This window comes from Tenggerimyces flavus (genome assembly GCF_016907715.1).
GTDB classification, from domain to species: Bacteria; Actinomycetota; Actinomycetes; order Propionibacteriales; family Actinopolymorphaceae; genus Tenggerimyces; species Tenggerimyces flavus.
Genome location: NZ_JAFBCM010000001.1, coordinates 2,654,881 through 2,678,453 on the forward strand (window position 1 = coordinate 2,654,881; position 23,573 = coordinate 2,678,453).

Consider the following 23,573-nt stretch of genomic DNA (forward strand, 5'->3'; position numbering starts at 1 on the left):
TGAACGGCGTAGTAAGAAAGAAATCAGGAGGAGCCCGAAGTGGCGAAGGCGAAGTTCGAGCGCACCAAGCCGCACGTCAATATCGGCACCATTGGGCACATCGACCACGGGAAGACCACGCTCACCGCGGCGATCACCAAGGTGCTGCATGACAAGTACCCGGATGTGAACCCCTTCTACGCCTTCGACCAGATCGACAAGGCGCCGGAAGAGAAGCAGCGCGGCATCACGATCACGATCGCGCACGTGGAGTACCAGACCGAGAAGCGCCACTACGCGCACGTGGACTGCCCGGGTCACGCGGACTACATCAAGAACATGATCACCGGCGCGGCCCAGATGGACGGCGCGATCCTCGTGGTCGCGGCGACCGACGGTCCGATGCCCCAGACGCGTGAGCACGTGCTGCTCGCCCGTCAGGTCGGCGTGCCGTACATCGTCGTGGCTCTGAACAAGTCCGACATGGTCGACGACGAGGAGATCCTCGAGCTGGTCGAGCTCGAGGTCCGGGAGCTGCTCAACGAGCAGGAGTTCCCCGGCGACGACGCTCCGGTCGTTCGCGTCTCGGCGCTGAAGGCGCTCGAGGGCGACGCCGAGTGGGGCGAGAAGATCCTCGAGCTCATGGCCGCCGTGGACGAGTCGGTCCCGGAGCCCACGCGCGAGATCGAGAAGCCGTTCCTCATGCCCGTCGAGGACGTCTTCACGATCACCGGTCGCGGCACGGTCGTGACCGGCCGAGTCGAGCGCGGCATCCTCAAGGCCGGCGCTGAGGTCGAGATCGTCGGCATCAAGGACGCGTCGACCAAGACGATCGTCACCGGCGTCGAGATGTTCCGCAAGATCCTCGACGAGGCTCGCGCGGGTGAGAACGTCGGCCTGCTGCTTCGTGGCACCAAGCGCGAAGAGGTCGAGCGTGGCCAGGTCATCGTGCAGCCGGGTACCACCACGCCGCACACCGACTTCGAGGCGCAGGTCTACATCCTGTCGAAGGAAGAGGGCGGACGGCACACGCCGTTCTTCAACAACTACCGCCCGCAGTTCTACTTCCGTACGACGGACGTGACCGGCGTGGTGCACCTCCCCGAGGGCACCGAGATGGTCATGCCGGGTGACAACACCGAGATGCGCGTTGAGCTGATCCAGCCCATCGCCATGGAGGAGACGCTGACCTTCGCGATCCGCGAGGGTGGCCGTACGGTCGGCTCCGGCCGGGTCACCAAGGTTCTCAAGTAGGTTCAAGCGATCGGGGTGGGACTCCTCACAGAGTCCCACCCCGATTAGCGTGCTGGCAGGGCGGTCTGGCATACTTGCCGGGTTGCCTGCGACAGGCCGCCGAGGCGTGTCCGCGTTTCTCACGCGCGTGACATGGCCGACCCGGAGACCTGGTCAGCATTTCCCATGCATGCATGACGGGAACAACACCTGCGTCCGGTCCCACGACTGGACGACGACCCCCACCGGATCCAGAAAACCAAGGGATCCATGCGGTTCGAGTACGCGACACACCCGACCGCGGGGGTCGGCGGAATGGCACGGACAGGACGCATTGGCCGCAACGGGCGAACAGGCCCGAGCGTAGGAGAGAAGGACATGGCGGGACAGAAGATCCGCATCAGGCTCAAGGCCTACGACCACGAGGTCATCGACAGCTCGGCGAAGAAGATCGTCGAGACGGTGACGCGTACGGGCGCCAAGATCGCCGGGCCGGTTCCGCTGCCCACCGAGAAGAACGTCTTCTGCGTGATCAAGTCGCCGCACAAGTACAAGGACAGCCGCGAGCACTTCGAGATGCGGACCCACAAGCGGCTCATCGACATCATCGACCCGACGCCGAAGACAGTCGACTCGCTCATGCGTCTCGACCTGCCTGCCGGTGTCGACATCGAGATCAAGCTCTGAGGGACTGTTACTGATGAGCACCGTGAAAGAGGGCCGCAAGCAGCGCGGCCTGCTGGGCGAGAAGCTCGGCATGACCCAGCTCTGGGACGAGCAGAACAAGCTCATCCCGGTCACCGTGGTCCAGGCCGGACCCTGCGTCGTGACGCAGGTCCGTACGCCGGACACCGACGGCTACTCGGGTGTGCAGATCGCGTTCGGCGCGATCGACCCCCGCAAGGTCAACAAGCCCGACTCGGGGCACTTCGCGAAGGCGGGCGTGACGCCGCGGCGGCACGTGATCGAGCTGCGTACTCCCGACGCGTCGGAGTACACGACCGGTCAGGAGCTCACCGCTGAGGTGTTCGAGGCCGGCCAGATCGTCGACGTCACCGGGCAGAGCAAGGGCCAGGGTTTCGCCGGCGTCATGAAGCGGCACGGCTTCCACGGTCTGCGCGCGAGCCACGGCGTCGAGCGCAAGCACCGTTCGCCGGGCTCCATCGGCGCCTGCGCCACTCCGGGCCGCGTGTTCCGCGGTCAGAAGATGGCCGGCCGGATGGGCGGCGAGCGCGTCACCACGCAGAACGTGAAGGTGCACGCGGTCGACGTCGACAAGGGCCTGATCCTGCTCCGCGGCGCCGTCCCCGGCGCGCGTGGCTCGGTCGTCCTCATCCGCAACGCCGCGAAGGTGGTGGCCAAGTGACCAGCGTCGACGTACTGAACGAGACCGGCGCCAAGGCCGGCTCCGTGGACCTCCCGGACGAGATCTTCGACGTCCAGGTGAACATCCCGCTGATCCACCAGGTGGTCGTCGGCCAGCAGGCCGCGGCCCGCCAGGGGACGGCGTCCACCAAGACCCGCGGCCAGGTCCGCGGCGGTGGCGCGAAGCCGTACCGGCAGAAGGGCACCGGCCGCGCCCGGCAGGGCTCGCGGCGTGCGCCGCAGTTCGCCGGCGGTGGTGTGGTGCACGGCCCGTCGCCGCGCTCGTACGACCAGCGGACCCCCAAGAAGATGAAGGCCGCCGCGCTCCGCGGCGCCCTGTCGGACCGGGCTCGCAACGGCCGGGTGCACGTGGTGACCGGACTGGTCGGCACGGAGCTCCCGTCGACCAAGGCCGCCGCTGCCGCGATCGCCGCGATCACGTCCCGCCGCCACGTGCTGGTGGTGCTGGACCGCGACGACGAGTTGGGCTGGAAGAGCCTGCGGAACGTCCCGAACGTGCACCTGATCGTTCCGGACCAGCTCAACACCTACGACGTGTTGACGTCCGACGACGTGGTGTTCACCGCGGCGGCGTTCCAGGAGTTCTCCGGCATCGAGGTCGTCGCCGAGAAGGCAGCGCCGGCCAAGAAGGCCGCCGCGAAGAAGGCAGCGGCCAAGAAGACCGCGGACTCCGATCCCGAAGAGGGTGGCGAGACCGACGCGACGATGGTCGAGGCTGCGCCGGCGAAGAAGGCCGCAGCAGCTAAGAAGACCGCCAAGAAGGCTGCGGCGAAGAAGACCGCTGACAAGCCGGCTGAGAAAGAAGAGGAGGGTGACGAGTGAGCGCCATTCACAAGGACCACCGCGACGTCCTCCTCGCGCCGGTGATCAGCGAGAAGAGCTACGGCCTCCTCGACCAGAACAAGTACACGTTCCTCGTGCACCCCGATGCCAACAAGACCGAGATCAAGATCGCGGTCGAGAAGGTGTTCAACGTCAAGGTCACCGACGTGAACACCCTCAACCGGCAGGGCAAGAAGCGCCGCACGCGGTTCGGAACGGGGACGCGCAAGAGCACCAAGCGGGCGATCGTGACCGTCCAGGACGGGCAGCGGATCGACATCTTCGGCGGACCAGTGAGCTAGGGGACTGACGAATGGCTATCCGTAAGTACAAGCCGACGACCCCGGGTCGTCGTGGCGCGAGCGTCTCGGACTTCGCCGAGCTCACGCGTTCGACCCCGGAGAAGTCGCTGCTGCGCCCGTTGGCGAAGAAGGGCGGCCGGAACAACTCCGGCAAGATCACGACGCGTCACCAAGGTGGCGGTCACAAGCGCGCGTACCGGCTGATCGACTTCAAGCGGTACGACAAGGACGGCGTGCCGGCCAAGGTCGCGGAGATCGAGTACGACCCCAACCGCACGGCGAACATCGCGCTGCTGCACTACGCCGACGGCGAGAAGCGCTACATCCTGGCGCCCGCGAGCCTGAAGCAGGGACAGCAGATCGAGAACGGCCCGAGCGCGGACATCAAGCCCGGCAACAACCTGCCGCTGCGCAACATCCCGGTCGGCACCACGATCCACGCGATCGAGATGCGGCCCGGCGGTGGCGCCAAGATCGCCCGGTCCGCCGGTGCGTCGGTGCAGCTGCAGGCGCGCGAGGGCTCGATGGCCACGCTGCGGATGCCCTCAGGCGAGCAGCGCATGGTCGACGTACGGTGCCGCGCGACCGTCGGTGAGGTCGGCAACGCCGAGCAGAGCAACATCTCGATCGGCAAGGCCGGCCGGAACCGCTGGAAGGGCAAGCGCCCGTCCGTGCGTGGTGTGGCGATGAACCCCGTCGACCACCCGCTCGGTGGCGGTGAGGGCAAGTCGTCCGGTGGTCGGCACCCGGTGTCGCCGTGGGGCAAGCCCGAGGTCCGCACCCGCAAGTCGAAGCCCAGTGATCGGCTCATCATTCGTCGCCGCCGCTCTGGTAAGCACCGCTAAGGAGCCTTGAAAGATGCCACGTAGCCTCAAGAAGGGCCCCTTCGTGGACGGCCACCTGATCAAAAAGGTGGTGGTCCAGAACGACAAGGGGACCAAGCAGGTCATCAAGACCTGGTCCCGACGCTCGATGATCGTGCCGGCCATGCTGGGCCACACGATCGCGGTGCACGACGGTCGCAAGCACGTTCCGGTCTTCGTGACCGAGGCGATGGTCGGCCACAAGCTCGGCGAGTTCGCCCCGACTCGGACCTTCCGCGGTCACGAGAAGGACGACCGTAGGAGCCGGCGCCGGTGACCGCGACAACTGGGAGTGACGTCATGGAAGCCCCCGTCCAGGCACGGGCGGTCGCGCGGCACGTACGTGTGTCGCCGACCAAGGCCCGTCGGGTCGTCGACCTCATTCGAGGTCTGCCGACCGAGGATGCGGTCGCGATCCTGCGGTTCGCGCCGCAGGCCGCGAGTGAGCCCGTACGCAAGGTGCTGGAGAGTGCGGTGGCCAACGCCGAGCACAACCTCCAGCTCGACGCGGGCGCGCTCCGCGTGGCCATCGCGTTCGTCGACGAGGGCGGGACGCTCAAGCGCTGGCGTCCTCGCGCGCAGGGTCGGGTCACCCCGATCCACAAGCGTGGTTGCCACATCACCGTGATCGTGGAGCCGGTCGAGGAGCCTGAGGCCGACACCAAGGCGGCCAAGAAGACCGCCAAGAAGGCACCGGCCAAGAAGGCGCAAGCGAACAGGAGGGCCCGGTAGTGGGACAGAAGGTCAACCCGCACGGGTTCCGGCTGGGTATCACGACCGACCACAAGAGCCGTTGGTACGCCGACAAGCTCTACAAGGACTACGTCGGCGAGGACGTGTCGATCCGCCGCCTGCTCACCAAGGGCATGGAGCGGGCCGGCATCTCCAAGGTCGAGATCGAGCGCACCCGGGACCGGGTCCGCGTCGACATCCACACCGCGCGTCCGGGCATCGTCATCGGCCGCCGTGGTGCGGAGGCCGACCGTATCCGCGCGGACCTGGAGAAGCTCACCGAGAAGCAGGTGCAGCTGAACATCCTCGAGGTGAAGAACCCCGAGGTCGACGCGCAGCTCGTCGCTCAGGCCGTGGCCGAGCAGCTGGCGAGTCGGGTCGCGTTCCGCCGCGCCATGCGTAAGGGCATGCAGAGCGCCCAGAAGGCCGGCGCGCTCGGTATCCGGATCCAGTGCTCGGGACGACTCGGTGGCGCGGAGATGTCGCGCTCGGAGTTCTACCGCGAGGGTCGGGTGCCGCTGCACACGCTGCGTGCCGACATCGACTACGGCTTCTACGAGGCCCGTACGACCTTCGGCCGCGTCGGCGTGAAGGTCTGGATCTACAAGGGCGAGGTTCCGGTGTCCCGGGCCGAGCGCGAGAAGCTGCAGGCCGAGGCCCGCGCCAACGCGCAGCGCCGTCCGAGCGGCGGCGACCGTGACCGTGGCGACCGCGGTGGTCGCGGCGGCCGTGGTGGCGGCGGCGGTGGCCGTGGTGGCGACCGCGGTGGTCGCGGCGGTCAGGGCGGTCAGGGTGGTGGCCAGGGTGGTCAGCGCGGCGGTGGCGACAACGCCGGCGCTCAGCAGCCCCAGGCACAGGCTCCGGCTCCGGCGGCAACCGAGGCCCCGAGCGCAGGACAGGAGGGCTGACGCGTGCTGATCCCGCGGCGGTTCAAGCACCGCAAGCAGCACACGCCCAAGCGTGGCGGCATGGCCAAGGGCGGTACGACGCTGGCGTTCGGTGACTACGGCATCCAGGCACTGGAAGGCCACTTCGTCACCAACCGGCAGATCGAGTCCGCGCGTATCGCGATGACCCGGCACATCAAGCGTGGCGGAAAGGTGTGGATCAACATCTTCCCCGACCGCCCGCTGACCAAGAAGCCGGCCGAGACCCGGATGGGTTCCGGTAAGGGTTCGCCCGAGTGGTGGATCGCGAACGTGAAGGCTGGCCGCGTGATGTTCGAGCTCTCCGGCGTGCCGGAGGGGATCGCCCGCGAAGCTTTGCGGCGCGCGATCCACAAACTTCCTATGAAGTGCAGGTTCGTGAAGAGAGAGGCGGGTGACTTGTGATGGCAACGGTTTCGAAGGCCACCGAGCTCCGCAACCTCGAGGAGCTCGAGCTCGTCGACAAGCTGAAGGAAGCCAAGGAGGAGCTGTTCAACCTCCGCTTCCAGGCGGCGACCGGCCAGCTCGAGAGCCACGGCCGGCTCAAGATCGTCCGCCGGGAGATCGCGCGGATCTACACGGTGATGCGCGAGCGCGAGCTCGGCATCACGACCGCGCCGACCGCTGAGACGACGGAGGGTGCCGCATGAGCGCTAACGAAGAAGTAACGACGGCGACCGCTGTGGCGGACACCGACAAGCGTGGCTTCCGCAAGACCCGTGAGGGCCTCGTGGTGAGCGACAAGATGGACAAGACCGTTGTCGTCGTAGTCGAGGACCGTGTGAAGCACGCCCTCTACGGCAAGGTCATGCGGCGTACTCACCGACTCAAGGCGCACGACGAGGCCAACGAGTGCGGTGTCGGCGACCGGGTGCTCCTGATGGAGACCCGTCCGCTGTCCGCCACCAAGCGTTGGCGCATCGTCGAGATCCTCGAGAAGGCCAAGTAACGACTGCCGATCCGCTCACTTGCTGAGCAGGTCGTTGGACATGGGAGAACTAAGGTGATCCAGCAGGAGTCGCGACTCAAGGTCGCCGACAACACGGGTGCGAAGGAGATTCTCTGCATCCGCGTGCTCGGTGGCTCTGGCCGGCGCTACGCGGGAATCGGAGACGTCATCGTCGCGACCGTCAAGGACGCGATCCCCGGCGGCAACGTGAAGAAGGGCGAGGTCGTCAAGGCGGTCATCGTCCGCACGGTGAAGGAACGCCGCCGCCCGGATGGCTCGTACATCAAGTTCGATGAGAACGCCGCGGTGTTGCTGCGCGGCAACGACAACGAGCCCCGTGGCACCCGCATCTTCGGACCCGTCGGACGCGAGCTGCGCGAGAAGCGGTTCATGCGGATCATCTCGCTCGCCCCGGAGGTGTTGTGAGCATGGCACGGGTGAAGTCCCTGCACATCAAGAAGGGCGACGTCGTCCGGGTCCTCGCAGGCCGGGACCGCGGCGTCGAAGGCAAGGTGATCAGCGTCGACACGACACGCTCTCGCGTGTTCGTCGAAGGCGCCAACCGCGTCAAGCGGCACACCAAGGTCGTCCAGGCCAGCGGTCGTCAGGGTACGACCGGCGGCATCGTGACGCAGGAGGCCTCGATTCCGGTCTCGAACGTCACCTTGCTGGTCGAGGTCGAAGGCAAGAAGGTGCCGACCCGCGTCGGCTACGAGCGCCGTGAGGTCGAGAAGACGCGCGCGGACGGCACCACGTACACCGGTTATCGCAATGTGCGCATCGCGACGAAGACCGGCGAGGAGATCTGATGACGGCTACCACCGACGCGCAGCCTGAAACTCGCACCGCGCCGCCGCGGTTCAAGACCCGGTACCGCGAGGAGATCATTCCCGCCCTGCGTGAGAAGTTCGGGTTCGCGAACCCGATGCAGGTGCCCGGTCTCACCAAGGTCGTGGTCAACATGGGCGTGGGCGAGGCCGCTCGCGACTCCAAGCTGATCGACGGCGCGGTGAAGGACCTCACCGGCATCACCGGTCAGAAGCCGTCGGTGACGAAGGCCCGCAAGTCCATCGCGCAGTTCAAGCTTCGCGAGGGCATGCCGATCGGCGCGCACGTGACGCTGCGCGGCGACCGGATGTGGGAGTTCCTCGACCGGCTGGTGTCGCTCGCACTGCCCCGTATCCGCGACTTCCGCGGCCTGTCGCCGAAGCAGTTCGACGGCCGTGGCAACTACACGTTCGGTCTCACCGAGCAGGTCATGTTCCACGAGATCGACCCGGACAGGATCGACCGGTCCCGCGGCATGGACATCACGGTCGTGACGAGTGCCAAGAACGACGAGGAGGGGCGTGAGTTGCTTCGGCAGCTCGGGTTCCCCTTCGCGGAGCCCCGGTAGTCCCGGGTATCGAAGGAGAGACCTGACGTGGCGAAGACCGCCCTTGTCATCAAGGCCAAGGCGAAGCCGAAGTTCAACGTGCGTGGCTATACGCGCTGCCAGCGGTGTGGCCGCCCTCGTGCGGTGTACCGCAAGTTCGGCCTGTGCCGAATCTGCCTGCGCGAGATGGCACACCGCGGCGAGCTCCCCGGCATCACCAAGAGCTCTTGGTAACCGACACCTTTTAACACGCCGAAGGTCCCACCCCAGGTGGGAAACCGCGGCGGGAAGGCAGCCTCACACATGAGCATGACCGATCCGATCGCAGACATGTTGACCCGTCTGCGTAACGCCAACCAGGCGTACCACGACGCCACTGTGATGCCGTTCAGCAAGCTGAAGGCAGGCGTCGCGGAGATCCTCCAGCAGGAGGGCTACATCGCGGGCTGGCGCGTCGAGGAGCCGGCGCCGGGAGCGGCGGGCAAGAGCCTCGTTCTCGAGCTGCGCTTCGGCCCGAACCGGGAGCGGTCGATCGCCGGTATCCGGCGGATCTCGAAGCCGGGGCTGCGGGTGTACGCGAAGTCGACGGGGCTGCCGAAGGTTCTGGGCGGACTCGGGGTGGCGATCATCTCGACGTCGCAGGGTCTGCTGACCGACAAGCAAGCTGGCAAGCGTGGCGTAGGCGGCGAAGTCGTCGCTTACGTCTGGTGACGGAACGGGAGGAGGACGTACTCACATGTCGCGTATTGGCAAGCTCCCCATTCCCGTGCCGTCCGGTGTCGACGTCAAGATCGACGGCCAGGCTGTCACGGTCAAGGGACCGAAGGGCACGCTGTCGCACGTCGTGGCCGAGCCGATCAAGGTGGTCGCCGACAACGGCACCCTCGAGGTCAAGCGGCCCGACGAGGAGCGCAAGAGCAAGGAACTGCACGGGCTCAGCCGCACGCTGGTCTCCAACATGGTGACGGGCGTGACCGAGGGCTACGAGCGCAAGCTCGAGATCGTCGGCGTCGGTTACCGCGTCGTCCCCAAGGGACCGACGCAGCTCGAGTTCTCACTCGGCTACAGCCACTCGATCACGGTCGACGCCCCCGAGGGCATCACGTTCGCGGTCGAGACGGCGACCAAGTTCTCCGTGTCGGGGATCGACAAGCAGCTGGTCGGCGAGACCGCTGCCAACATCCGCAAGCTTCGCAAGCCCGAGCCGTACAAGGGCAAGGGCATCCGCTACGCGGGCGAGCACATCCGCCGCAAGGTCGGAAAGGCTGGTAAGTAGAGATGGCCACCAGTCTCGCGACTCACAGGTCGACGAACACCAAGACTCGGTCCCGGCTGCGTCGTCAGCTTCGGGTCCGCAAGAAGCTGTTCGGTACGGCCGAGCGCCCGCGCCTCGTCGTCACCCGTTCCGCCCGTCACGTCTTCGCCCAGGTGGTCGACGACGTCGCCGGTCGTACGCTCGTCTCGGCCTCCACGATGGAGGCGGAGCTCCGCGCTTCGTCCGACGCCAAGACCGCCCAGTCCACGCGGGTCGGTCAGCTCGTCGCCGAGCGGGCCAAGGCGGCCGGGATCGACGCGGTCGTCTTCGACCGGGCCGGGAACAAGTACACCGGGCGCCTCGCGGCGCTCGCCGATGCCGCCCGCGAGGGCGGACTCGATTTCTGACGCATCGATAAAGGAGAGGTAACCCCATATGCCACCGCAACAACGCCGCGGCAGCGGCACTGGTGAGCGCCGGGACCGCCGGGACGATCGTCGGGGCGGGTCCGTCGCGGAGAAGACCGCGTTCATCGAGCGCGTCGTCTCCATCAACCGCGTCGCCAAGGTCGTCAAGGGCGGCCGCCGGTTCAGCTTCACCGCTCTGGTCGTCGTCGGTGACGGCGACGGCACCGTCGGTGTCGGCTACGGCAAGGCCAAGGAGGTGCCCGCGGCGATCGCCAAGGGTGTCGAAGAGGCCAAGAAGCATTTCTTCAAGGTGCCGCGCATCCAGGGCACGATCCCGCACCCCGTGCAGGGCGAGAAGGCCGCGGGCGTCGTCATGCTGCGTCCCGCCTCGCCTGGTACCGGCGTCATCGCCGGCGGCCCGGTGCGCGCGGTCCTGGAGTGTGCCGGCATCCACGACGTTCTGAGCAAGTCGCTCGGCTCGTCGAACGCGATCAACATCGTGCACGCCACCGAGACGGCTCTGCGGGCTCTGGAGTCGCCCGAGCAGGTCGCTCTGCGCCGTGGACTGCCCGTCGAGCACGTCGCTCCGGCGGCGCTGCTGCGGGCCCGAGCAGGAGTGAGTACGTGATGTCGACCCGGCTCAAGGTGCGCCAGGTGCGTTCACAGATCGGTTGTAAGCAGAACCAGCGGGACACCCTGCGTTCGCTCGGGCTCAAGCGCCTGCACGACGTAGTGGTCAAGGAGGACCGCCCCGAGATCAGGGGAATGATCGCGACGGTGTCCCACCTCGTCGCGGTCGAGGAGGTCGACTGACGATGGCAGACACGAAGACCGTTGAAGCACGTGAAGAGACCTCGGGCGGCACGCCGCTCAAGGTCCATCACCTGCGCCCCGCCCCCGGCGCCAAGAAGGCGAAGCGGCGGGTCGGACGCGGTGAGGGCGGCCACGGCGGCAAGACCGCTGGCCGCGGTACGAAGGGCTCCAAGGCGCGCAACAACATCCCCGCCGCTTTCGAGGGTGGCCAGATGCCGTTGCACATGCGGATCCCGAAGCTGAAGGGGTTCAAGAACCCGTTCCGCGTCGAGTTCCAGGTCGTCAACCTGGACAAGCTGAACTCGCTCTTCCCCCAGGGCGGCGAGGTCACTGTCGCCGACCTGATCGCCAAGGGCGCCGTACGTGACACCGCCCCGGTGAAGGTTCTCGGCTACGGCGAGATCGGCGTCGCGCTGCAGGTCAGCGCGCACGCGTTCTCCAAGAGCGCAACCGAGAAGATCGAGGCGGCTGGCGGCTCGGTCACCAAGCTGTAAAACTGAACGGGAGGGCGTGCCCGGCCATCCGGGCCGCCCTTCCGGCGTCAGACCGCAAGCTGGTGCGTTAAAGTCCCTGGGTACGCCGGGGACGCCGCAGCAGCTGAGTCGGGATTCGCCGGACTACGACATTCTCTGTTCACCGACGACCCGCCAGCAACGGCGGCACGCAGGAGGCTTTGGTGCTCACCGCGTTCGTCAACGCGTTCAAGACGCCGGACCTGCGGAAGAAGCTGCTCTTCACGCTGTTCATCATCGCGCTGTTCCGGGTCGGCTCGGTACTTCCTACGCCTGGCGTTGACTCCGAGGCTGTCCAGCGGTGTCTGCAGCCGGCACTGCAACAGGGCAACTCGGTCTACGGGATGCTCAACCTGTTCTCCGGCGGAGCGTTGCTCCAGCTGTCGGTCTTCGCGCTGACAATCATGCCGTACATCACGGCGAGCATCATCATCCAGCTGCTGACCGTGGTGATCCCGCGCTTGGAGGCCCTCAAGAAGGAGGGCCACTCCGGCACCCAGAAGATCACCCAGTACACCCGGTACCTCACGATCGGCCTCGCGATCCTGCAGGCCACCACGATCGTGGCGCTGGCCCGTACGCCCGGCCAGCTGTTCCAGGGCTGCAACGAGGACCTGATCCCCGACGAGGGCCTGTTCACCATCATCACGATGGTGATCACGATCACGGCTGGTACGGCAGTGATCATGTGGTTCGGCGAGCTCATCACCGACCGCGGTGTCGGCAACGGCATGTCGATCCTGATCTTCACCTCGATCGTGGCGTCGTTCCCGTCCGCGCTCTGGCAGATCCGGGTGCAGAAGGGCTGGGGGACGTTCATCATCACCCTCGCCATCGGCCTCGTGATCATGGCGGCGGTCATCTTCGTCGAGCAGGCGCAGCGCCGGGTCCCGGTGCAGTACGCCAAGCGCATGGTCGGCCGGCGCGCGATGGGCGGCAGCTCCACGTACATCCCGCTGAAGGTCAACCAGGCCGGCGTCATCCCGGTGATCTTCGCCTCCTCGTTGCTCTATCTGCCGGTGCTGGCGGCGCAGTTCAACCCCACCGCGGGCTGGGCGACCTGGATCAGCGACAACATCACCCGCGGCGACCACCCGCTCTACATGGTCGGGTACTTCCTGCTGATCGTGGCGTTCACGTACTTCTACGTGGGCATCACGTTCAACCCGAAGGACGTCGCCGACAACATGAAGAAGTACGGCGGCTTCATCCCGGGCATCCGGGCCGGCAAGCCGACCGAGGACTACCTGCAGTACGTGCTCTCCCGCATCACCGCCCCGGGCGCGACCTACCTGGGCCTGGTGTCGCTGATCCCGCTGATCGCGCTGGTGCTGATCGACGCCAACCAGAACTTCCCGTTCGGTGGCACGTCGATCCTGATCATGGTGGGTGTCGGTCTGGACACCGTGAAGCAGATCGAGAGCCAGCTGCAGCAACGGCACTACGAAGGGTTCCTGCGTTGATGCGGCTCCTCATCATGGGGCCGCCGGGTGCAGGGAAGGGCACTCAGGCCAAGGCTGTCGCCGACGGACTGAGTGTGCCCTCGATCTCCACCGGGGACATCTTCCGCAAGAACGTCGAGGCGGGCACGATGCTCGGCCGCGAGGCCAAGCGCTACCTCGACGCCGGCGAGTACGTGCCGGACGAGATCACCAACGGCATGGTCCGGGCTCGGCTGGACGAGCTGACCGAGGGCTTCCTGCTGGACGGATACCCGCGGACGGTCGCCCAGGTCGAGGCTCTGGACAAGATCCTCGCCGACGAGGGCACCACGCTGGACCGGGTACTCGTCCTGCACGTCGACCAGGACGAGCTGGTCAAGCGGCTCACCGGCCGGGCGGAGTCCGACGGCCGGTCCGACGACGCCGAGCACGTGATCCGGCGCCGGCTCGAGGTGTACTCCGAGCAGACTGAGCCGTTGCTCGACATCTACGCCCAGCGCGGGCTGTTGGTGCTCGTGAACGGCATGGGCGAGGTCGAGGACGTCACCCAGCGGGTGCTCGCCGCTCTGCACCAGACCGGCTGAGCTGGGTTCGTTGGTGTTCTTCGATCGCAAGATCCAGTACAAGACGCCTGCCCAGGTGCGCTCCATGCGTGCTGCTGGGCTGGTCGTGGCCTCGACGCTTTCGTTGCTGCGTTCGTCCGTTGCGCCTGGGGTGACGACGTTGGAGCTGGACGCTCTGGCGGAGGCGCACATCCGTTCGTCGGGGGCTTTGCCTTCGTTCCTTGGCTATCAGGGGTTTCCCGCGTCGATCTGTACGTCGGTGAACGACGAGGTGGTGCACGGGATCCCTGGCCCGCGGGTGCTGCGCGCCGGGGACCTGATCTCGATCGACTGCGGCGCGATCGTCGACGGCTGGCACGGCGACGCGGCCATCACGGTGCCCGTGGGTGCTGTCGACGCCTCTTTGGTTGCCCTGGCCGCTGCGTGTGAGTCGGCCTTGTGGGCTGGGCTCGCGGCCGTGGTGGAGGGTCACCGGATTGGTGACATCACCCAGGCCGTCTCGTCGACGGTCGCGGCTTCCGGGGCGTACAGCGTGGTCGAGGACTATGTGGGGCACGGGATCGGCACCGAGATGCACCAGGCGCCGGACGTTCCGAACACGGGGAAGGGCCGCCGTGGTGCGAAGCTGGTGCCCGGGTTGGTGGTCGCGGTCGAGCCGATGATCTGCCTCGGTTCGGCGGAGACGGACGTGCTGGACGACGACTGGACTGTGGTGACTTCCGACGGCGCGTACGCGGCGCATTGCGAACACACCGTGGCAGTGACGCCCGATGGCCCCTGGGTCCTGACCGAACCCGACGGCGGGGTCGCGAAGTTCGCCGAGCTCGGCATCACTGTTCCCGAACGCTGACCCCACTCCCCGTCGATCAGCTGCTGCCCGCTCCCCGCCGTTTGAATGAAGGGCACCTTCATTCAATAGGTTCGAATGAAGGTGCCCTTCATTCTGTGATGTCTCGGGACATCGGAATGGCTCGGACCTGCAGGGTGTAGGTCTGGGCTAGTTCTTTGTCGGTGCTGGTCTGTGTGGTCGTCTGGTGGGTTGGTAGTCGCGGCGTGGGTCGATGGTGAGGTCGCGGAGGATTTCTCCAGTGGCGGCGTTGATGACGGTGACGTGGAGGTCTTGGACGAGCAGGATGACGCCTGTTCGGGCGTAGGTTCGGCCGATACCGATGTGACGGAGCTGGCCGGCGACGCGCAGGGTGACGCTGCCTGCTTTGTCGATCTTGTCGCGGCGGACGCGGTTGTGGCGGTCGGTGCTGCGGTCGGTGCTGCGGTCGGTGCTGGGGGTGGCTTTGGGTCGAGTGGTGTAGATCGTGGCGGGGGTGGCCTGGTGGGGCAGGGAGCGGTGCGGCCGGCGCTGGTTGTATTCGGCCACGAAGGCGTCGAGGAGGGTCTGCAGCTCGGTGATGGTGGTGGGCTGGGCTGGTTGGGCGTGTAGCCACTTCTTCATCGTCTGCTGGAAGCGTTCGACCTTGCCCTGGGTCTGCGGGTGGTTCGGTTTGCCGTTCTTCTGGGTGATGTTCAGCTCTCGGAGCGCGTGTTCGAGGTGGTTGCGGCCGCCCTTGCCGCCGGAGAACCGGGTGGTGAACACCATCCCGTTGTCGGTCAACGTGGATGCCGGAATCCCGTGCGCTGCAACGGTTTCGCGGAACCGGGCGAGCACGATCGGGCCGGTGACCCGCCAGTGCACGGTGACCGACAAGGCGTAGCGGGAGCAGTCGTCGAGCCAGGTGATGATCTCGGTGTCGGCGCCTGAGGTGCCGTCTGGGCGAGTGAGCCGGTAGTGGGTGAAGTCGGACTGCCAGCACTCGTTCGGCTGCTCGGCTTCGAAGCGGATGTAGGAACTCTTCGGGCGCTTGGACGGTTCTGGTGTGACCGCGCCCGCCCGGCCCAGGACCCGGTTGATCGTCGCCCGCGACACCATGACCTGGTGATGGTGCCGCAGGTGCCAGCCGATGGTGTCGGCCGATGGTGTCGGCGCCAGCATCCAGACCGGCCTCGGTGAGCTTCTTGCGGAGCTCGAGGACCAACTCAACGGTCTGGGGTGGGGTCGCCCCAGGGCTCGTCTTCGGAGCCCGCGAGCGCGGCTCGAACGCGGCCTCGCCCTCGACTCGGTAGCGACCCATGAGCCGGCTGATCCAGCCCTGGGAGACCCTGTAAAGGCGGGCGACCTCCGACTGGGACTGACCAGCCAGAACAGCGGTGATGACAAGGCGACGCGTCGACATGGCGCAGCCTGTGCGCCGCCGGCCATTCCGAAGACCCGCGACACGCTATACCGATGACCTGAGACACCCCATTCCGATGTCCTGAACCAGGACAAAGGTGCCCTTCATTCAAACCTCGCGAGCGAGCGGGCGGGCGCGCGGCCGCTGTCCGGGTAACCCCCGGGTCGACGGGGGGTTACCCCGATGGTCACTGGCCGGCCCACGAGGCACACTTACTTCGTGCCCTACGGACCACAGATGCGAGCGTCAGACGGCGACCGGGAGAAGATCGCCGCCCGGTTGCGAGACGCCCATGGCGAGGGGCGGCTCTCGATCGAGGAGTTCAACGACCGCCTCGATGCGCTCTATCAGGCGCAGACGTACGGCGAGATCGAGCCGCTGGTCCGCGACATTCCGGTGATGCGTACGCACCAGACGCCCGAGATCGTCAAGGCCACCGCTCCCGCCCCGGCGCCGTCGAAGAAGGACGGCAAGGCGATGCGGGTGCTGTGGACGATCTGGGCCTGCGCGGTCTCCCTGAACGTGATGATCTGGCTGCTGGTCTCGCTCGGGAACGGCAACGCCGAGTACTTCTGGCCGATCTGGGTGGCCGGCCCCTGGGGCGCGGTCCTGCTGACCGTCACGCTGATCCGCAAGGCCGCCCGGTAGCGGCACCCCGCCACAAGGCCCCCAGGCGTGAGAGCAGGGGGGCCGATTGGGCATCTTGTGCCTAAGTGACGTACACTAACTCGCTGGCTCAGGTTTGAGCCACCTTGGATCCTGCCCAGCGGCTGACCGCGTTCGACGCGGGGGCGGGAATCATCGAAATTCCGCGGGACGGGCAACAGGTAGTCCCGTGGCACAAGGTTCCGAACCAGGCGAAGTGCGGAGGATATGGCGAAGAAGGAAGGCGTCATCGAGATCGAGGGCTCCGTCGTCGAAGCCCTGCCCAATGCGATGTTCCGCGTGGAGCTCGCGAACGGGCACAAAGTTCTCGCCCACATCAGTGGCAAGATGCGCCAGCACTACATCCGGATCCTTCCCGAGGACCGGGTGGTGGTGGAGCTGTCGCCCTACGACTTGAGCCGCGGCCGGATCGTCTACCGCTACCGCTAAGTGCAAGCCTCGCGCCCGAAAGAAGACTGATGAAGGTTCAGCCGAGCGTCAAGAAGATCTGTGACAAGTGCAAGGTGATCCGCCGTCACGGCCGGGTCATGGTGATCTGCGAGAACCCTCGCCACAAGCAGCGCCAGGGCTAGAGCAGATCCACACGAGCAACGCGACCGCTCATTCCGCACCAGCACCACAGCGGAGTGTTACCCCCGGACCGGAGGCTGGGGCTCGGCCGAGTCGGAACGAAAGCGACTCAGGGCAGGCCGAGATGCGGCGCGTACGACACCTCCGCCAGCGAAAGGAAAGCGCCCCCACATGGCAAGACTTGTAGGCGTCGATCTCCCGCGCGACAAGCGCATCGAGATCGCGCTCACCTACATCTTCGGCATCGGACGCACCCGCGCCCACGCCACGCTCGAGGCCACGGGTGTCAACCCCGACCTCCGCGTGCACGAGCTGGGTGACGAAGAGCTCGTCAAGCTCCGCGACTGGATCGACGCCAACTACCAGATCGAGGGTGACCTCCGCCGCGAGGTCCAGGCCGACATCCGCCGCAAGATCGAGATCGGCTGCTACGAGGGCATTCGGCATCGCCGTGGCCTTCCTGTCCGTGGTCAGCGCACCCGGACGAACGCGCGCTCCCGCAAGGGCCCGCGCAAGACCGTTGCCGGCAAGAAGAAGCCCGGCAAGAAGTAGTCCTCGATCTCAAGTCGACTGGAGTAAAGACACCACATGCCTCCCCAGAAGAGGGCCTCGGCCGCCAAGAAGGTGCGCCGCAAGGAGAAGAAGAACATCTCGTTCGGCCACGCGCACGTCAAGAGCACGTTCAACAACACGATCGTGACGATCACCGACCCCTCGGGTGCGGTGATCGCCTGGGCCAGCTCGGGCACGGTCGGGTTCAAGGGCTCGCGCAAGTCCACGCCGTTCGCCGCGCAGATGTGCGCGGAGGCGGCCGCTCGCCGGGCGATGGAGCACGGCATGAAGAAGGTCGACGTCTACGTTCGCGGACCGGGCTCCGGCCGCGAGACCGCGATCCGTTCCCTCACGGCCACGGGCCTCGAGGTCGGAACGATCCAGGACGTCACCCCCGTGCCCCACAACGGCTGCCGCCCGCCCAAGCGGCGCCGGGTCTGAGCCCGAAGGAGTATCGACAATGGCCCGTTACACCGGTCCCATGACCAAGAAGTCCCGCCGGCTCGGCATCGACCTCGTCGGCGGCGACAAGGCTTTCGAGCGCCGTCCCTACCCGCCCGGCCAGCACGGCCGCGGCCGGGCCAAGGAGTCGGAGTACCGCGTCCAGCTGATCGAGAAGCAGAAGGCTCGCTTCTCGTACGGCGTGCTGGAGAAGCAGTTCAAGCGCTACTACGAAGAGGCGATCCGTCGCCCCGGCAAGTCGGGTGACAACCTCCTGCAGCTGCTGGAGACCCGCCTCGACAACGTGATCTACCGCGCGGGCATCGCCCGTACGCGTCGGCAGGCCCGCCAGCTCGTCGTGCACGCCCACTTCCTGGTGAACGGGAAGAAGGTCAACGTGCCGAGCTTCCACGTGAGCCCGCACGACGTCATCGACATCCGCCCGAAGTCGCGCGAGATGCTCCCGTTCCAGGTCGCACTGGCCTCGCACGGCGAGCGCCCCGTTCCCGGCTGGCTCGAGGTGCTCTCGGGCAGCCTGCGAGTCCTGGTGCACTCCATGCCGGTCCGTCAGCAGATCGACGTTCCGATCCAAGAACAGCTGATCGTCGAGTACTACTCGAAGGTCTGAGACACTCGAAGAAGTAGTCCTCATCGCCGACGTCATATGGCGGACGTCGCGAGGAAAGGAAACAGAAGATGCTCATCGCACAACGTCCCACCCTGTCCGAGGAAGTCGTCTCCGACTTCCGGTCGCGCTTCGTGCTCGAGCCGCTGGAGCCGGGCTTCGGCTACACGCTCGGCAACTCGATGCGCCGGACGCTGCTCTCCTCGATCCCCGGCGCGGCTGTCACCAGCGTCAAGATCGACGGCGTGCTGCACGAGTTCTCCACGATCCCGGGCGTCAAGGAAGACGTCACCGAGGTCGTGCTGAACCTCAAGGAGCTCGTGGTCTCCAGCGAGCACGACGAGCCCGTCACGATGTACCTGCGCAAGCAAGGCCCCGGTGACGTGACCGCCGCCGACATCGCGCCGCCGGCCGGTGTCGAGGTGCACAACCCCGAGCTGAACATCGCGACGCTGAACGGCAAGGGCAAGCTCGAGATGGAGCTCGTCGTCGAGCGTGGCCGTGGCTACGTCTCCGCCGTACAGAACAAGCGCTCCGACGCCGAGATCGGCCGGATCCCGGTCGACTCGATCTACTCGCCGGTGCTCAAGGTCACGTACAAGGTCGAGGCGACGCGTGTCGAGCAGCGTACGGACTTCGACCGGCTGATCGTCGACGTCGAGACCAAGCCGTCGATGCGCCCGCGCGACGCGGTGGCGTCCGCCGGCAAGACGCTGGTCGAGCTGTTCGGCCTGGCCCGCGAGCTGAACGTCGACGCCGAGGGCATCGACATCGGCCCGTCGCCGGTCGACGCGCAGCTGGCCGCCGATCTGGCGCTGCCGGTCGAGGACCTCAACCTCACCGTGCGTTCGTACAACTGCCTCAAGCGCGAGGGCATCCACACCGTGGGTGAGCTGATCTCCCGCAGCGAGCAGGACCTGCTGGATATAAGGAACTTCGGGGCCAAGTCGATCGACGAGGTCAAGCAGAAGCTCGCCGGCATGGGCCTGTCGCTCAAGGACAGCGCGCCCGGGTTCGACCCGAGCACCGCGGTCGACAACTTCGACGACGACGAAGAGTCGTACGCCGAGACCGAGCAGTACTAGTCACATCGATCCGGCGCTACTGCCGAATCGCCCGTCAGCCGCTCCCGCTTCGTTCGCGAACGGGAGCGGCGCTGACGCCGGTACCTGACACGGCCGGCGCAGGAAGGAGCACCACATGCCCAGGCCCACCAAGGGTCCCCGCCTCGGCGGTAGCCCGGCGCACGAGCGGTTGATGCTGGCGAACCTCGCCACCTCGCTGTTCGAGCACAACCGGATCACCACGACCGAGACGAAGGCCCGGCGGCTGCGCCCGTTCGCCGAGCGGCTGATCACCAAGGCCAAGCGCGGCGACCTGCACTCGCGTCGCCAGGTGCACGCGGTGATCCGCAACAAGGACATCGTGCACAAGCTGTTCGCCGAGCTCGGCCCGCAGTTCGCGAACCGTCCCGGCGGCTACACCCGCATCACCAAGCTCGGCCCGCGCAAGGGCGACAACGCCCCGCTCGCGGTGATCGAGCTGGTCGAGGCGCTCGAGGCCGCGGCGACCACCGCTCCGGCACCGGCGGCCAAGACGGCGGAGTCGAAGCCCGCGGAGAAGGCGCCGGAGGCCAAGGCCGACGACACCGCCGACGCCGAGCCGGACGGCCCGTACGGCGCGGGGTCGATCGACGCGAACGAGGACGGCACCTCGCCCGACCCGGAGTACGCGATCAAGGGCAACGCCGACTCGCGCAAGTACCACACGCCCGACGGCCAGTGGTACGAGCAGACCCACGCCGAGGTCTACTTCAAGACCGAGGACGACGCGAAGGCTGCCGGCTTCGACAAGGCCGGCGAGACGTCGGACGACGAGTCCTGACCGAGTCTCAGCACCCGAACGAGCCCGCCGCCCCCACTGAGGGCGGCGGGCTCGTTCGTCTGCGCCTGGACGTGGCGTACGACGGCACCGAGTTCTCCGGCTGGGCGACCCAGACGGGCCTGCGGACCGTCCAGCAGACGCTGGAGGAGGCGCTCGGCGTGGTTGTACGAGTGGAGCCGCCGCCGGCCCTCACCTGCGCCGGCCGCACCGACGCCGGCGTCCATGCGCGTGGCCAGGTCTGCCACGTCGACCTCCCGCCCGATGCCTACGCCGGCGTCGTCGGCCGAAGCGACCGGCCGCCTGCCGACGCGCTCGTCGAGCGGCTCAACGGCACGCTGCCGCGCGACGTCCGGGTCCGGAGAGCCCGGGTGGTGCCCGAGGCGTTCGACGCCCGCTTCGGCGCGCTCTGGCGCCGCTACGCCTACCGCGTTTGCGACGACCCGGCGACCGCCGACCCGCTGCACCGGCACGAGGTCCTCGACCATCCGCGAAGGCTCGACCTGGACGCGATGAACGCGGCCACCAAGCACCTGCTCGGCGAGCACGACTTCGCCGCGTTCTGCCGCCGCCGCGAGGGCGCCTCGACCGTACGCCGGCTGCTCGAGTACTCCTGGGCCCGCGACGACGCCGGCCTCGCGGTCGGCCGGGTCGTGGCGGACGCGTTCTGCCACTCGATGGTGCGCGCGCTGGTCGGCGCGCTGCTGCCCGTCGGAGAGGGCCGCCGACCGGTCGAGTGGCCGGCCGCCGTGCTCGCCGCCGGCGTCCGCGACTCCGCGGTCAACGTCGTCCGCCCGCACGGCCTCACGCTCGAGGAGGTCGGCTACCCGCCCGACGAGGCCCTCGCGGCCCGCGCGAACGAGACGAGACGCCGTCGATGACCGACCACTACTTCTCCGCCGACCCGTCGGTCGCCGACCAGCCGCGCGAGGTGTGGTTCACCGCGTACGGGCGGAGGTACGACCTCACCTCCTCCACCGGCGTCTTCTCCGGCGACCGGCTCGACCTCGGCACGTCGGTGCTGCTCCGCGAGGCGCCGCTGCCGACGAAGCCGGGAACGTTCCTCGACCTCGGCTGCGGCTACGGACCGATCGCGTCGGTGCTGGCGACCCAGGTCCCCGACGCCGACGTCTGGGCCGTGGACGTGAACACCCGAGCCCTCGAGCTCACCCGCGCGAACGCCCAGCGGCTCGGCGTGACGGTCCACGCGGTGGGGCCGGACGACGTGCCGGACGAGCTGCGCTTCGACCAGCTCTGGTCCAACCCGCCGATCCGGATCGGTAAGGCCGCGCTGCACGAGCTCCTGCTGCGCTGGCTGCCGCGGCTGAAGCCGGACGGCGCGGCCTGGCTCGTCGTGGCGAGGAACCTGGGCGCCGACTCGTTGCAGAAGTGGCTGATCGAGCAGGGTCACCAGACCACCCGCGAAGGCAGCGCGAAGGGCTTCCGCGTCCTCCGCGTCAGCGGATCGCCGACCTCGCCGTAGGCGCGAGCCGCAGCAGCCCGGGAAAGTCGCCGCGGGCGAGCTCGACCCGCACGTCCACGCCCTCGTGGACCGGCAGGTCGGGGAAGTCGTTCTCCGCCGGCTCGGTCTCGAACGCCGCCAGCAGGTCGCCGGGCGCGTCGCCGAAGGCGCAGACGAACGTCGAGTCGGTCCGCTCAGTCGACCCCACCGGCGGGCGCGGCTGCAGGCCGTCGATCGGGCGCGTCGGGCGCAGCAGGTAGACGTCGTCGGAGTCGATCATCGTCTCGTTCGCCGCCGGGCCGTACGTCTTCCACGCCACGCTGTGCCGGTAGAACGCCTCCAGCCCCTCCCGGCGCGCCGCCATGGAGCGGCAGCCCCGGATCCAGACGAAGCGGTCGGGGTCGTCCAGGTCGTAGAACTGGCCGAGCACCCGCATCCCGAGCTCCTCCTGGCTCTCCACGAAGTGCGTGTCGAAGATGTCGACCAGCACGTCGCGCTGCCCGGCCTTCAACGTGTACTGGCGGAGCTCGACCACCTGCCACTCGTTCTCGCTGCTCATGCCGCTCATCCTGGGGCGCCGCCGGCAGGCCCGACGAGTGGCAGGCTTGCCTATCTCCGCAAGTTTCCTGCCAGACTGAACGCCATGCACCGGATCGCCATCCCCGTCGTCGAGGACATGCCGATGTACGAGCTCGGCATCGCCTGGGAGATCTTCGGCGCCCGGTGGTACGACGACTGGTACGAGCTCACCCTCTGCGCCGACCACGCCACCCGCCTTGAGCCCGGAGTCGTCGTCACGCCCGACGCCCCGCTGAGCGCCCTGGGCGAGGCCGACACCGTGCTCGTCCCGGCGCTCCCGTTCGCCTGGCTCGGCACCGGCGGCATCCCGCCGGAGCTCGTCGCGGCGGTACGCCAAGCGGCCGCCAACGGCGCGAGGATGATCTCCCTCTGCAGCGGCGCGTTCGTCCTCGCGGCGGCCGGCGTCCTCGACGACAGGCGCGCGACCACGCACTGGCAGCAGACCCACAAGCTCGCCGCCCGGTACCCGCGCGTCGACGTCGACCAGAAGGCGCTCTACGTCGACGAGGAGAACGTGCTCACCAGCGCCGGCCGCAGCGCGGGCATGGACCTGTGCCTGCACGTCGTCCGCAAGGACAAGGGCGCCCAGACGGCCAACCGCATCGCCCGCGCGATGGTCGTCCAGGCGCACCGGACCGGCGGCCAGAACCAGTACGTCGACGAGCCGATCCCCGCCACCGACGACGAGAGCCTCGCGCCGCTGCTGCAGTGGGCCGAAGAGCGCCTGGACCAGCCCCTCACCGTCGCCGCGCTCGCCCGGCAGGCGCAGCTGAGCGAGCGTACGTTCATGCGCCGCTTCCACGCCTCGACCGGCACGACCGTCCGCCAGTGGCTGCTGGCCCAGCGGTTGAACCGGGCTCGCGACCTGCTCGAGACCACCGCGATGTCCGTCGACCAGGTAAGCCAAAGCTGCGGACTCGGCTCGGCCACCAACCTCCGCCACCACTTCGGCACCCACGTCGGCGCCACCCCCACCAGCTACCGCCGCGCGTTCAGAAACGGCACCTGAC

At 67.6% G+C, this 23,573-nt stretch carries 38 protein-coding genes and 1 pseudogene; 36 read left to right on the forward strand and 3 right to left on the reverse strand.

All coding sequences use genetic code 11. The annotated features are described in order from the left end of the window. The first annotated feature begins 39 nt into the window (after window positions 1-39). The 25 genes from tuf (at window position 40) to map (ending at window position 14,409) form a co-directional block, all read left to right on the forward strand. The gene (gene tuf, locus JOD67_RS12420) at window positions 40-1,233 is read left to right on the forward strand and encodes an elongation factor Tu (protein ID WP_205117593.1); all 1,194 of its coding nucleotides are present in this window, start codon (window positions 40-42) and stop codon (window positions 1,231-1,233) included. A 357-nt stretch (window positions 1,234-1,590) separates the two neighbouring features. Next, a complete protein-coding gene (gene rpsJ, locus JOD67_RS12425) occupies window positions 1,591-1,899 on the forward strand; it encodes a 30S ribosomal protein S10 (protein ID WP_205117594.1) in 309 nt (102 codons plus the stop codon). Window positions 1,900-1,912: 13 nt separating this feature from the next. Further along, window positions 1,913-2,578: a 50S ribosomal protein L3 gene (gene rplC, locus JOD67_RS12430; RefSeq protein WP_205117595.1), complete on the forward strand. Its 666-nt coding sequence runs from the start codon at window positions 1,913-1,915 to the stop codon at window positions 2,576-2,578. After that, complete coding sequence (gene rplD / locus JOD67_RS12435; RefSeq protein ID WP_205117596.1) at window positions 2,575-3,420, forward strand: 50S ribosomal protein L4; 846 nt, start codon at window positions 2,575-2,577, stop codon at window positions 3,418-3,420. The genes rplC and rplD overlap by 4 nt, the downstream gene beginning before the upstream one ends. After that, a complete protein-coding gene (gene rplW / locus JOD67_RS12440) occupies window positions 3,417-3,722 on the forward strand; it encodes a 50S ribosomal protein L23 (RefSeq protein ID WP_205117597.1) in 306 nt (101 codons plus the stop codon). The genes rplD and rplW overlap by 4 nt, the downstream gene beginning before the upstream one ends. Window positions 3,723-3,733: 11 nt before the next feature. Continuing rightward, entirely contained in the window at window positions 3,734-4,567 is an 834-nt protein-coding gene (gene rplB / locus JOD67_RS12445; protein WP_205117598.1) for a 50S ribosomal protein L2, read from the forward strand. 13 nt (window positions 4,568-4,580) lie between these two features. After that, window positions 4,581-4,862: a 30S ribosomal protein S19 gene (rpsS, locus tag JOD67_RS12450; protein ID WP_205117599.1), complete on the forward strand. Its 282-nt coding sequence runs from the start codon at window positions 4,581-4,583 to the stop codon at window positions 4,860-4,862. A 23-nt stretch (window positions 4,863-4,885) separates the two neighbouring features. Further along, window positions 4,886-5,317 (forward strand): 50S ribosomal protein L22, encoded by a 432-nt coding sequence (gene rplV, locus JOD67_RS12455; RefSeq protein WP_205117600.1) that lies wholly within the window; start codon window positions 4,886-4,888, stop codon window positions 5,315-5,317. Then, window positions 5,317-6,225 carry a 30S ribosomal protein S3 gene (rpsC, locus tag JOD67_RS12460; protein WP_205117601.1) on the forward strand — a complete coding sequence of 303 codons (909 nt, stop codon included), beginning with the start codon at window positions 5,317-5,319 and terminating at the stop codon, window positions 6,223-6,225. Before rplV ends, rpsC begins: the two co-directional genes overlap by 1 nt. A gap of 3 nt (window positions 6,226-6,228) precedes the next feature. Next, window positions 6,229-6,648: a 50S ribosomal protein L16 gene (gene rplP, locus JOD67_RS12465; protein WP_205117602.1), complete on the forward strand. Its 420-nt coding sequence runs from the start codon at window positions 6,229-6,231 to the stop codon at window positions 6,646-6,648. Then, window positions 6,648-6,893 carry a 50S ribosomal protein L29 gene (rpmC, locus tag JOD67_RS12470; RefSeq protein ID WP_205117603.1) on the forward strand — a complete coding sequence of 82 codons (246 nt, stop codon included), beginning with the start codon at window positions 6,648-6,650 and terminating at the stop codon, window positions 6,891-6,893. The genes rplP and rpmC overlap by 1 nt, the downstream gene beginning before the upstream one ends. Beyond that, a complete protein-coding gene (gene rpsQ, locus JOD67_RS12475) occupies window positions 6,890-7,192 on the forward strand; it encodes a 30S ribosomal protein S17 (protein ID WP_205117604.1) in 303 nt (100 codons plus the stop codon). The genes rpmC and rpsQ overlap by 4 nt, the downstream gene beginning before the upstream one ends. Window positions 7,193-7,246: 54 nt before the next feature. Further along, window positions 7,247-7,618, forward strand: a complete 372-nt coding sequence (gene rplN, locus JOD67_RS12480) for a 50S ribosomal protein L14 (RefSeq protein ID WP_205117605.1) — start codon at window positions 7,247-7,249, stop codon at window positions 7,616-7,618. A 2-nt stretch (window positions 7,619-7,620) separates the two neighbouring features. After that, complete coding sequence (gene rplX, locus JOD67_RS12485) at window positions 7,621-8,001, forward strand: 50S ribosomal protein L24 (RefSeq protein WP_205117606.1); 381 nt, start codon at window positions 7,621-7,623, stop codon at window positions 7,999-8,001. Then, a complete protein-coding gene (gene rplE / locus JOD67_RS12490) occupies window positions 8,001-8,588 on the forward strand; it encodes a 50S ribosomal protein L5 (RefSeq protein ID WP_205117607.1) in 588 nt (195 codons plus the stop codon). Before rplX ends, rplE begins: the two co-directional genes overlap by 1 nt. 27 nt (window positions 8,589-8,615) lie before the next feature. Continuing rightward, the gene (locus JOD67_RS12495) at window positions 8,616-8,801 is read left to right on the forward strand and encodes a type Z 30S ribosomal protein S14 (protein WP_205117608.1); all 186 of its coding nucleotides are present in this window, start codon (window positions 8,616-8,618) and stop codon (window positions 8,799-8,801) included. Window positions 8,802-8,870: 69 nt separating this feature from the next. Continuing rightward, a complete protein-coding gene (gene rpsH / locus JOD67_RS12500) occupies window positions 8,871-9,278 on the forward strand; it encodes a 30S ribosomal protein S8 (RefSeq protein ID WP_205117609.1) in 408 nt (135 codons plus the stop codon). Between the two features lie 25 nt (window positions 9,279-9,303). Then, on the forward strand, window positions 9,304-9,843 hold the full coding sequence (gene rplF / locus JOD67_RS12505) for a 50S ribosomal protein L6 (protein ID WP_205117610.1): 540 nt from the start codon (window positions 9,304-9,306) through the stop codon (window positions 9,841-9,843). 2 nt (window positions 9,844-9,845) lie between these two features. Beyond that, window positions 9,846-10,229: a 50S ribosomal protein L18 gene (rplR, locus tag JOD67_RS12510; RefSeq protein WP_205117611.1), complete on the forward strand. Its 384-nt coding sequence runs from the start codon at window positions 9,846-9,848 to the stop codon at window positions 10,227-10,229. 28 nt (window positions 10,230-10,257) lie between these two features. Next, window positions 10,258-10,857 carry a 30S ribosomal protein S5 gene (gene rpsE, locus JOD67_RS12515; protein WP_205117612.1) on the forward strand — a complete coding sequence of 200 codons (600 nt, stop codon included), beginning with the start codon at window positions 10,258-10,260 and terminating at the stop codon, window positions 10,855-10,857. Next, window positions 10,857-11,042, forward strand: a complete 186-nt coding sequence (rpmD, locus tag JOD67_RS12520) for a 50S ribosomal protein L30 (protein ID WP_205117613.1) — start codon at window positions 10,857-10,859, stop codon at window positions 11,040-11,042. Before rpsE ends, rpmD begins: the two co-directional genes overlap by 1 nt. 2 nt (window positions 11,043-11,044) lie before the next feature. Next, window positions 11,045-11,536: a 50S ribosomal protein L15 gene (rplO, locus tag JOD67_RS12525; RefSeq protein ID WP_205117614.1), complete on the forward strand. Its 492-nt coding sequence runs from the start codon at window positions 11,045-11,047 to the stop codon at window positions 11,534-11,536. Between the two features lie 182 nt (window positions 11,537-11,718). Continuing rightward, a complete protein-coding gene (gene secY, locus JOD67_RS12530) occupies window positions 11,719-13,017 on the forward strand; it encodes a preprotein translocase subunit SecY (RefSeq protein WP_205117615.1) in 1,299 nt (432 codons plus the stop codon). Next, on the forward strand, window positions 13,017-13,580 hold the full coding sequence (locus JOD67_RS12535) for an adenylate kinase (protein ID WP_205117616.1): 564 nt from the start codon (window positions 13,017-13,019) through the stop codon (window positions 13,578-13,580). Before secY ends, JOD67_RS12535 begins: the two co-directional genes overlap by 1 nt. Before the next feature lie 64 nt (window positions 13,581-13,644). After that, window positions 13,645-14,409 (forward strand): type I methionyl aminopeptidase, encoded by a 765-nt coding sequence (gene map, locus JOD67_RS12540; protein ID WP_239554786.1) that lies wholly within the window; start codon window positions 13,645-13,647, stop codon window positions 14,407-14,409. Between the two features lie 147 nt (window positions 14,410-14,556). Here map and JOD67_RS12545 read toward each other — a convergent pair whose 3' ends face one another. Together JOD67_RS12545 and JOD67_RS42360 are read right to left on the reverse strand one after the other, a co-directional pair. After that, the gene (locus JOD67_RS12545; RefSeq protein ID WP_239553820.1) at window positions 14,557-15,546 is read right to left on the reverse strand and encodes an integrase core domain-containing protein; all 990 of its coding nucleotides are present in this window, start codon (window positions 15,544-15,546) and stop codon (window positions 14,557-14,559) included. Between the two features lie 139 nt (window positions 15,547-15,685). Next, window positions 15,686-15,787 (reverse strand): annotated as a pseudogene (locus tag JOD67_RS42360) (hypothetical protein); the annotation flags it as partial. Between the two features lie 237 nt (window positions 15,788-16,024). On the opposite strand from JOD67_RS42360, the gene JOD67_RS12550 reads away from it, so the two are divergent. From JOD67_RS12550 to JOD67_RS12595, 10 genes are all read left to right on the forward strand, one after another. Continuing rightward, the gene (locus tag JOD67_RS12550; protein ID WP_205117618.1) at window positions 16,025-16,435 is read left to right on the forward strand and encodes a DUF1707 SHOCT-like domain-containing protein; all 411 of its coding nucleotides are present in this window, start codon (window positions 16,025-16,027) and stop codon (window positions 16,433-16,435) included. Window positions 16,436-16,660: 225 nt separating this feature from the next. After that, the gene (infA, locus tag JOD67_RS12555) at window positions 16,661-16,882 is read left to right on the forward strand and encodes a translation initiation factor IF-1 (RefSeq protein WP_205117619.1); all 222 of its coding nucleotides are present in this window, start codon (window positions 16,661-16,663) and stop codon (window positions 16,880-16,882) included. Window positions 16,883-16,911: 29 nt separating this feature from the next. Then, window positions 16,912-17,025 carry a 50S ribosomal protein L36 gene (gene rpmJ, locus JOD67_RS12560; protein ID WP_020575560.1) on the forward strand — a complete coding sequence of 38 codons (114 nt, stop codon included), beginning with the start codon at window positions 16,912-16,914 and terminating at the stop codon, window positions 17,023-17,025. A 169-nt stretch (window positions 17,026-17,194) separates the two neighbouring features. Then, on the forward strand, window positions 17,195-17,575 hold the full coding sequence (gene rpsM, locus JOD67_RS12565) for a 30S ribosomal protein S13 (protein ID WP_205117620.1): 381 nt from the start codon (window positions 17,195-17,197) through the stop codon (window positions 17,573-17,575). A gap of 36 nt (window positions 17,576-17,611) precedes the next feature. Further along, window positions 17,612-18,016, forward strand: a complete 405-nt coding sequence (gene rpsK / locus JOD67_RS12570; RefSeq protein ID WP_205117621.1) for a 30S ribosomal protein S11 — start codon at window positions 17,612-17,614, stop codon at window positions 18,014-18,016. Window positions 18,017-18,035: 19 nt separating this feature from the next. Continuing rightward, window positions 18,036-18,644, forward strand: a complete 609-nt coding sequence (gene rpsD / locus JOD67_RS12575) for a 30S ribosomal protein S4 (protein WP_205117622.1) — start codon at window positions 18,036-18,038, stop codon at window positions 18,642-18,644. Window positions 18,645-18,712: 68 nt separating this feature from the next. Further along, window positions 18,713-19,726, forward strand: a complete 1,014-nt coding sequence (locus JOD67_RS12580; protein WP_205117623.1) for a DNA-directed RNA polymerase subunit alpha — start codon at window positions 18,713-18,715, stop codon at window positions 19,724-19,726. A gap of 115 nt (window positions 19,727-19,841) precedes the next feature. Next, window positions 19,842-20,525 carry a 50S ribosomal protein L17, sunset domain variant gene (gene rplQ / locus JOD67_RS12585; RefSeq protein WP_205117624.1) on the forward strand — a complete coding sequence of 228 codons (684 nt, stop codon included), beginning with the start codon at window positions 19,842-19,844 and terminating at the stop codon, window positions 20,523-20,525. Window positions 20,526-20,596: 71 nt separating this feature from the next. Then, entirely contained in the window at window positions 20,597-21,403 is an 807-nt protein-coding gene (gene truA / locus JOD67_RS12590; protein WP_307782376.1) for a tRNA pseudouridine(38-40) synthase TruA, read from the forward strand. Beyond that, on the forward strand, window positions 21,400-22,005 hold the full coding sequence (locus tag JOD67_RS12595; protein ID WP_205117625.1) for a class I SAM-dependent methyltransferase: 606 nt from the start codon (window positions 21,400-21,402) through the stop codon (window positions 22,003-22,005). The genes truA and JOD67_RS12595 overlap by 4 nt, the downstream gene beginning before the upstream one ends. On the opposite strand, the gene JOD67_RS12600 is transcribed toward JOD67_RS12595, so the two are convergent. Beyond that, complete coding sequence (locus tag JOD67_RS12600; protein WP_205117626.1) at window positions 21,980-22,543, reverse strand: NIPSNAP family protein; 564 nt, start codon at window positions 22,541-22,543, stop codon at window positions 21,980-21,982. The genes JOD67_RS12595 and JOD67_RS12600 overlap by 26 nt on opposite strands. Before the next feature lie 84 nt (window positions 22,544-22,627). Here JOD67_RS12600 and JOD67_RS12605 point away from each other — a divergent pair, with 84 nt between their 5' ends. Next, window positions 22,628-23,572: a helix-turn-helix domain-containing protein gene (locus tag JOD67_RS12605; RefSeq protein ID WP_205117627.1), complete on the forward strand. Its 945-nt coding sequence runs from the start codon at window positions 22,628-22,630 to the stop codon at window positions 23,570-23,572. Window position 23,573: the final 1 nt, after the last annotated feature.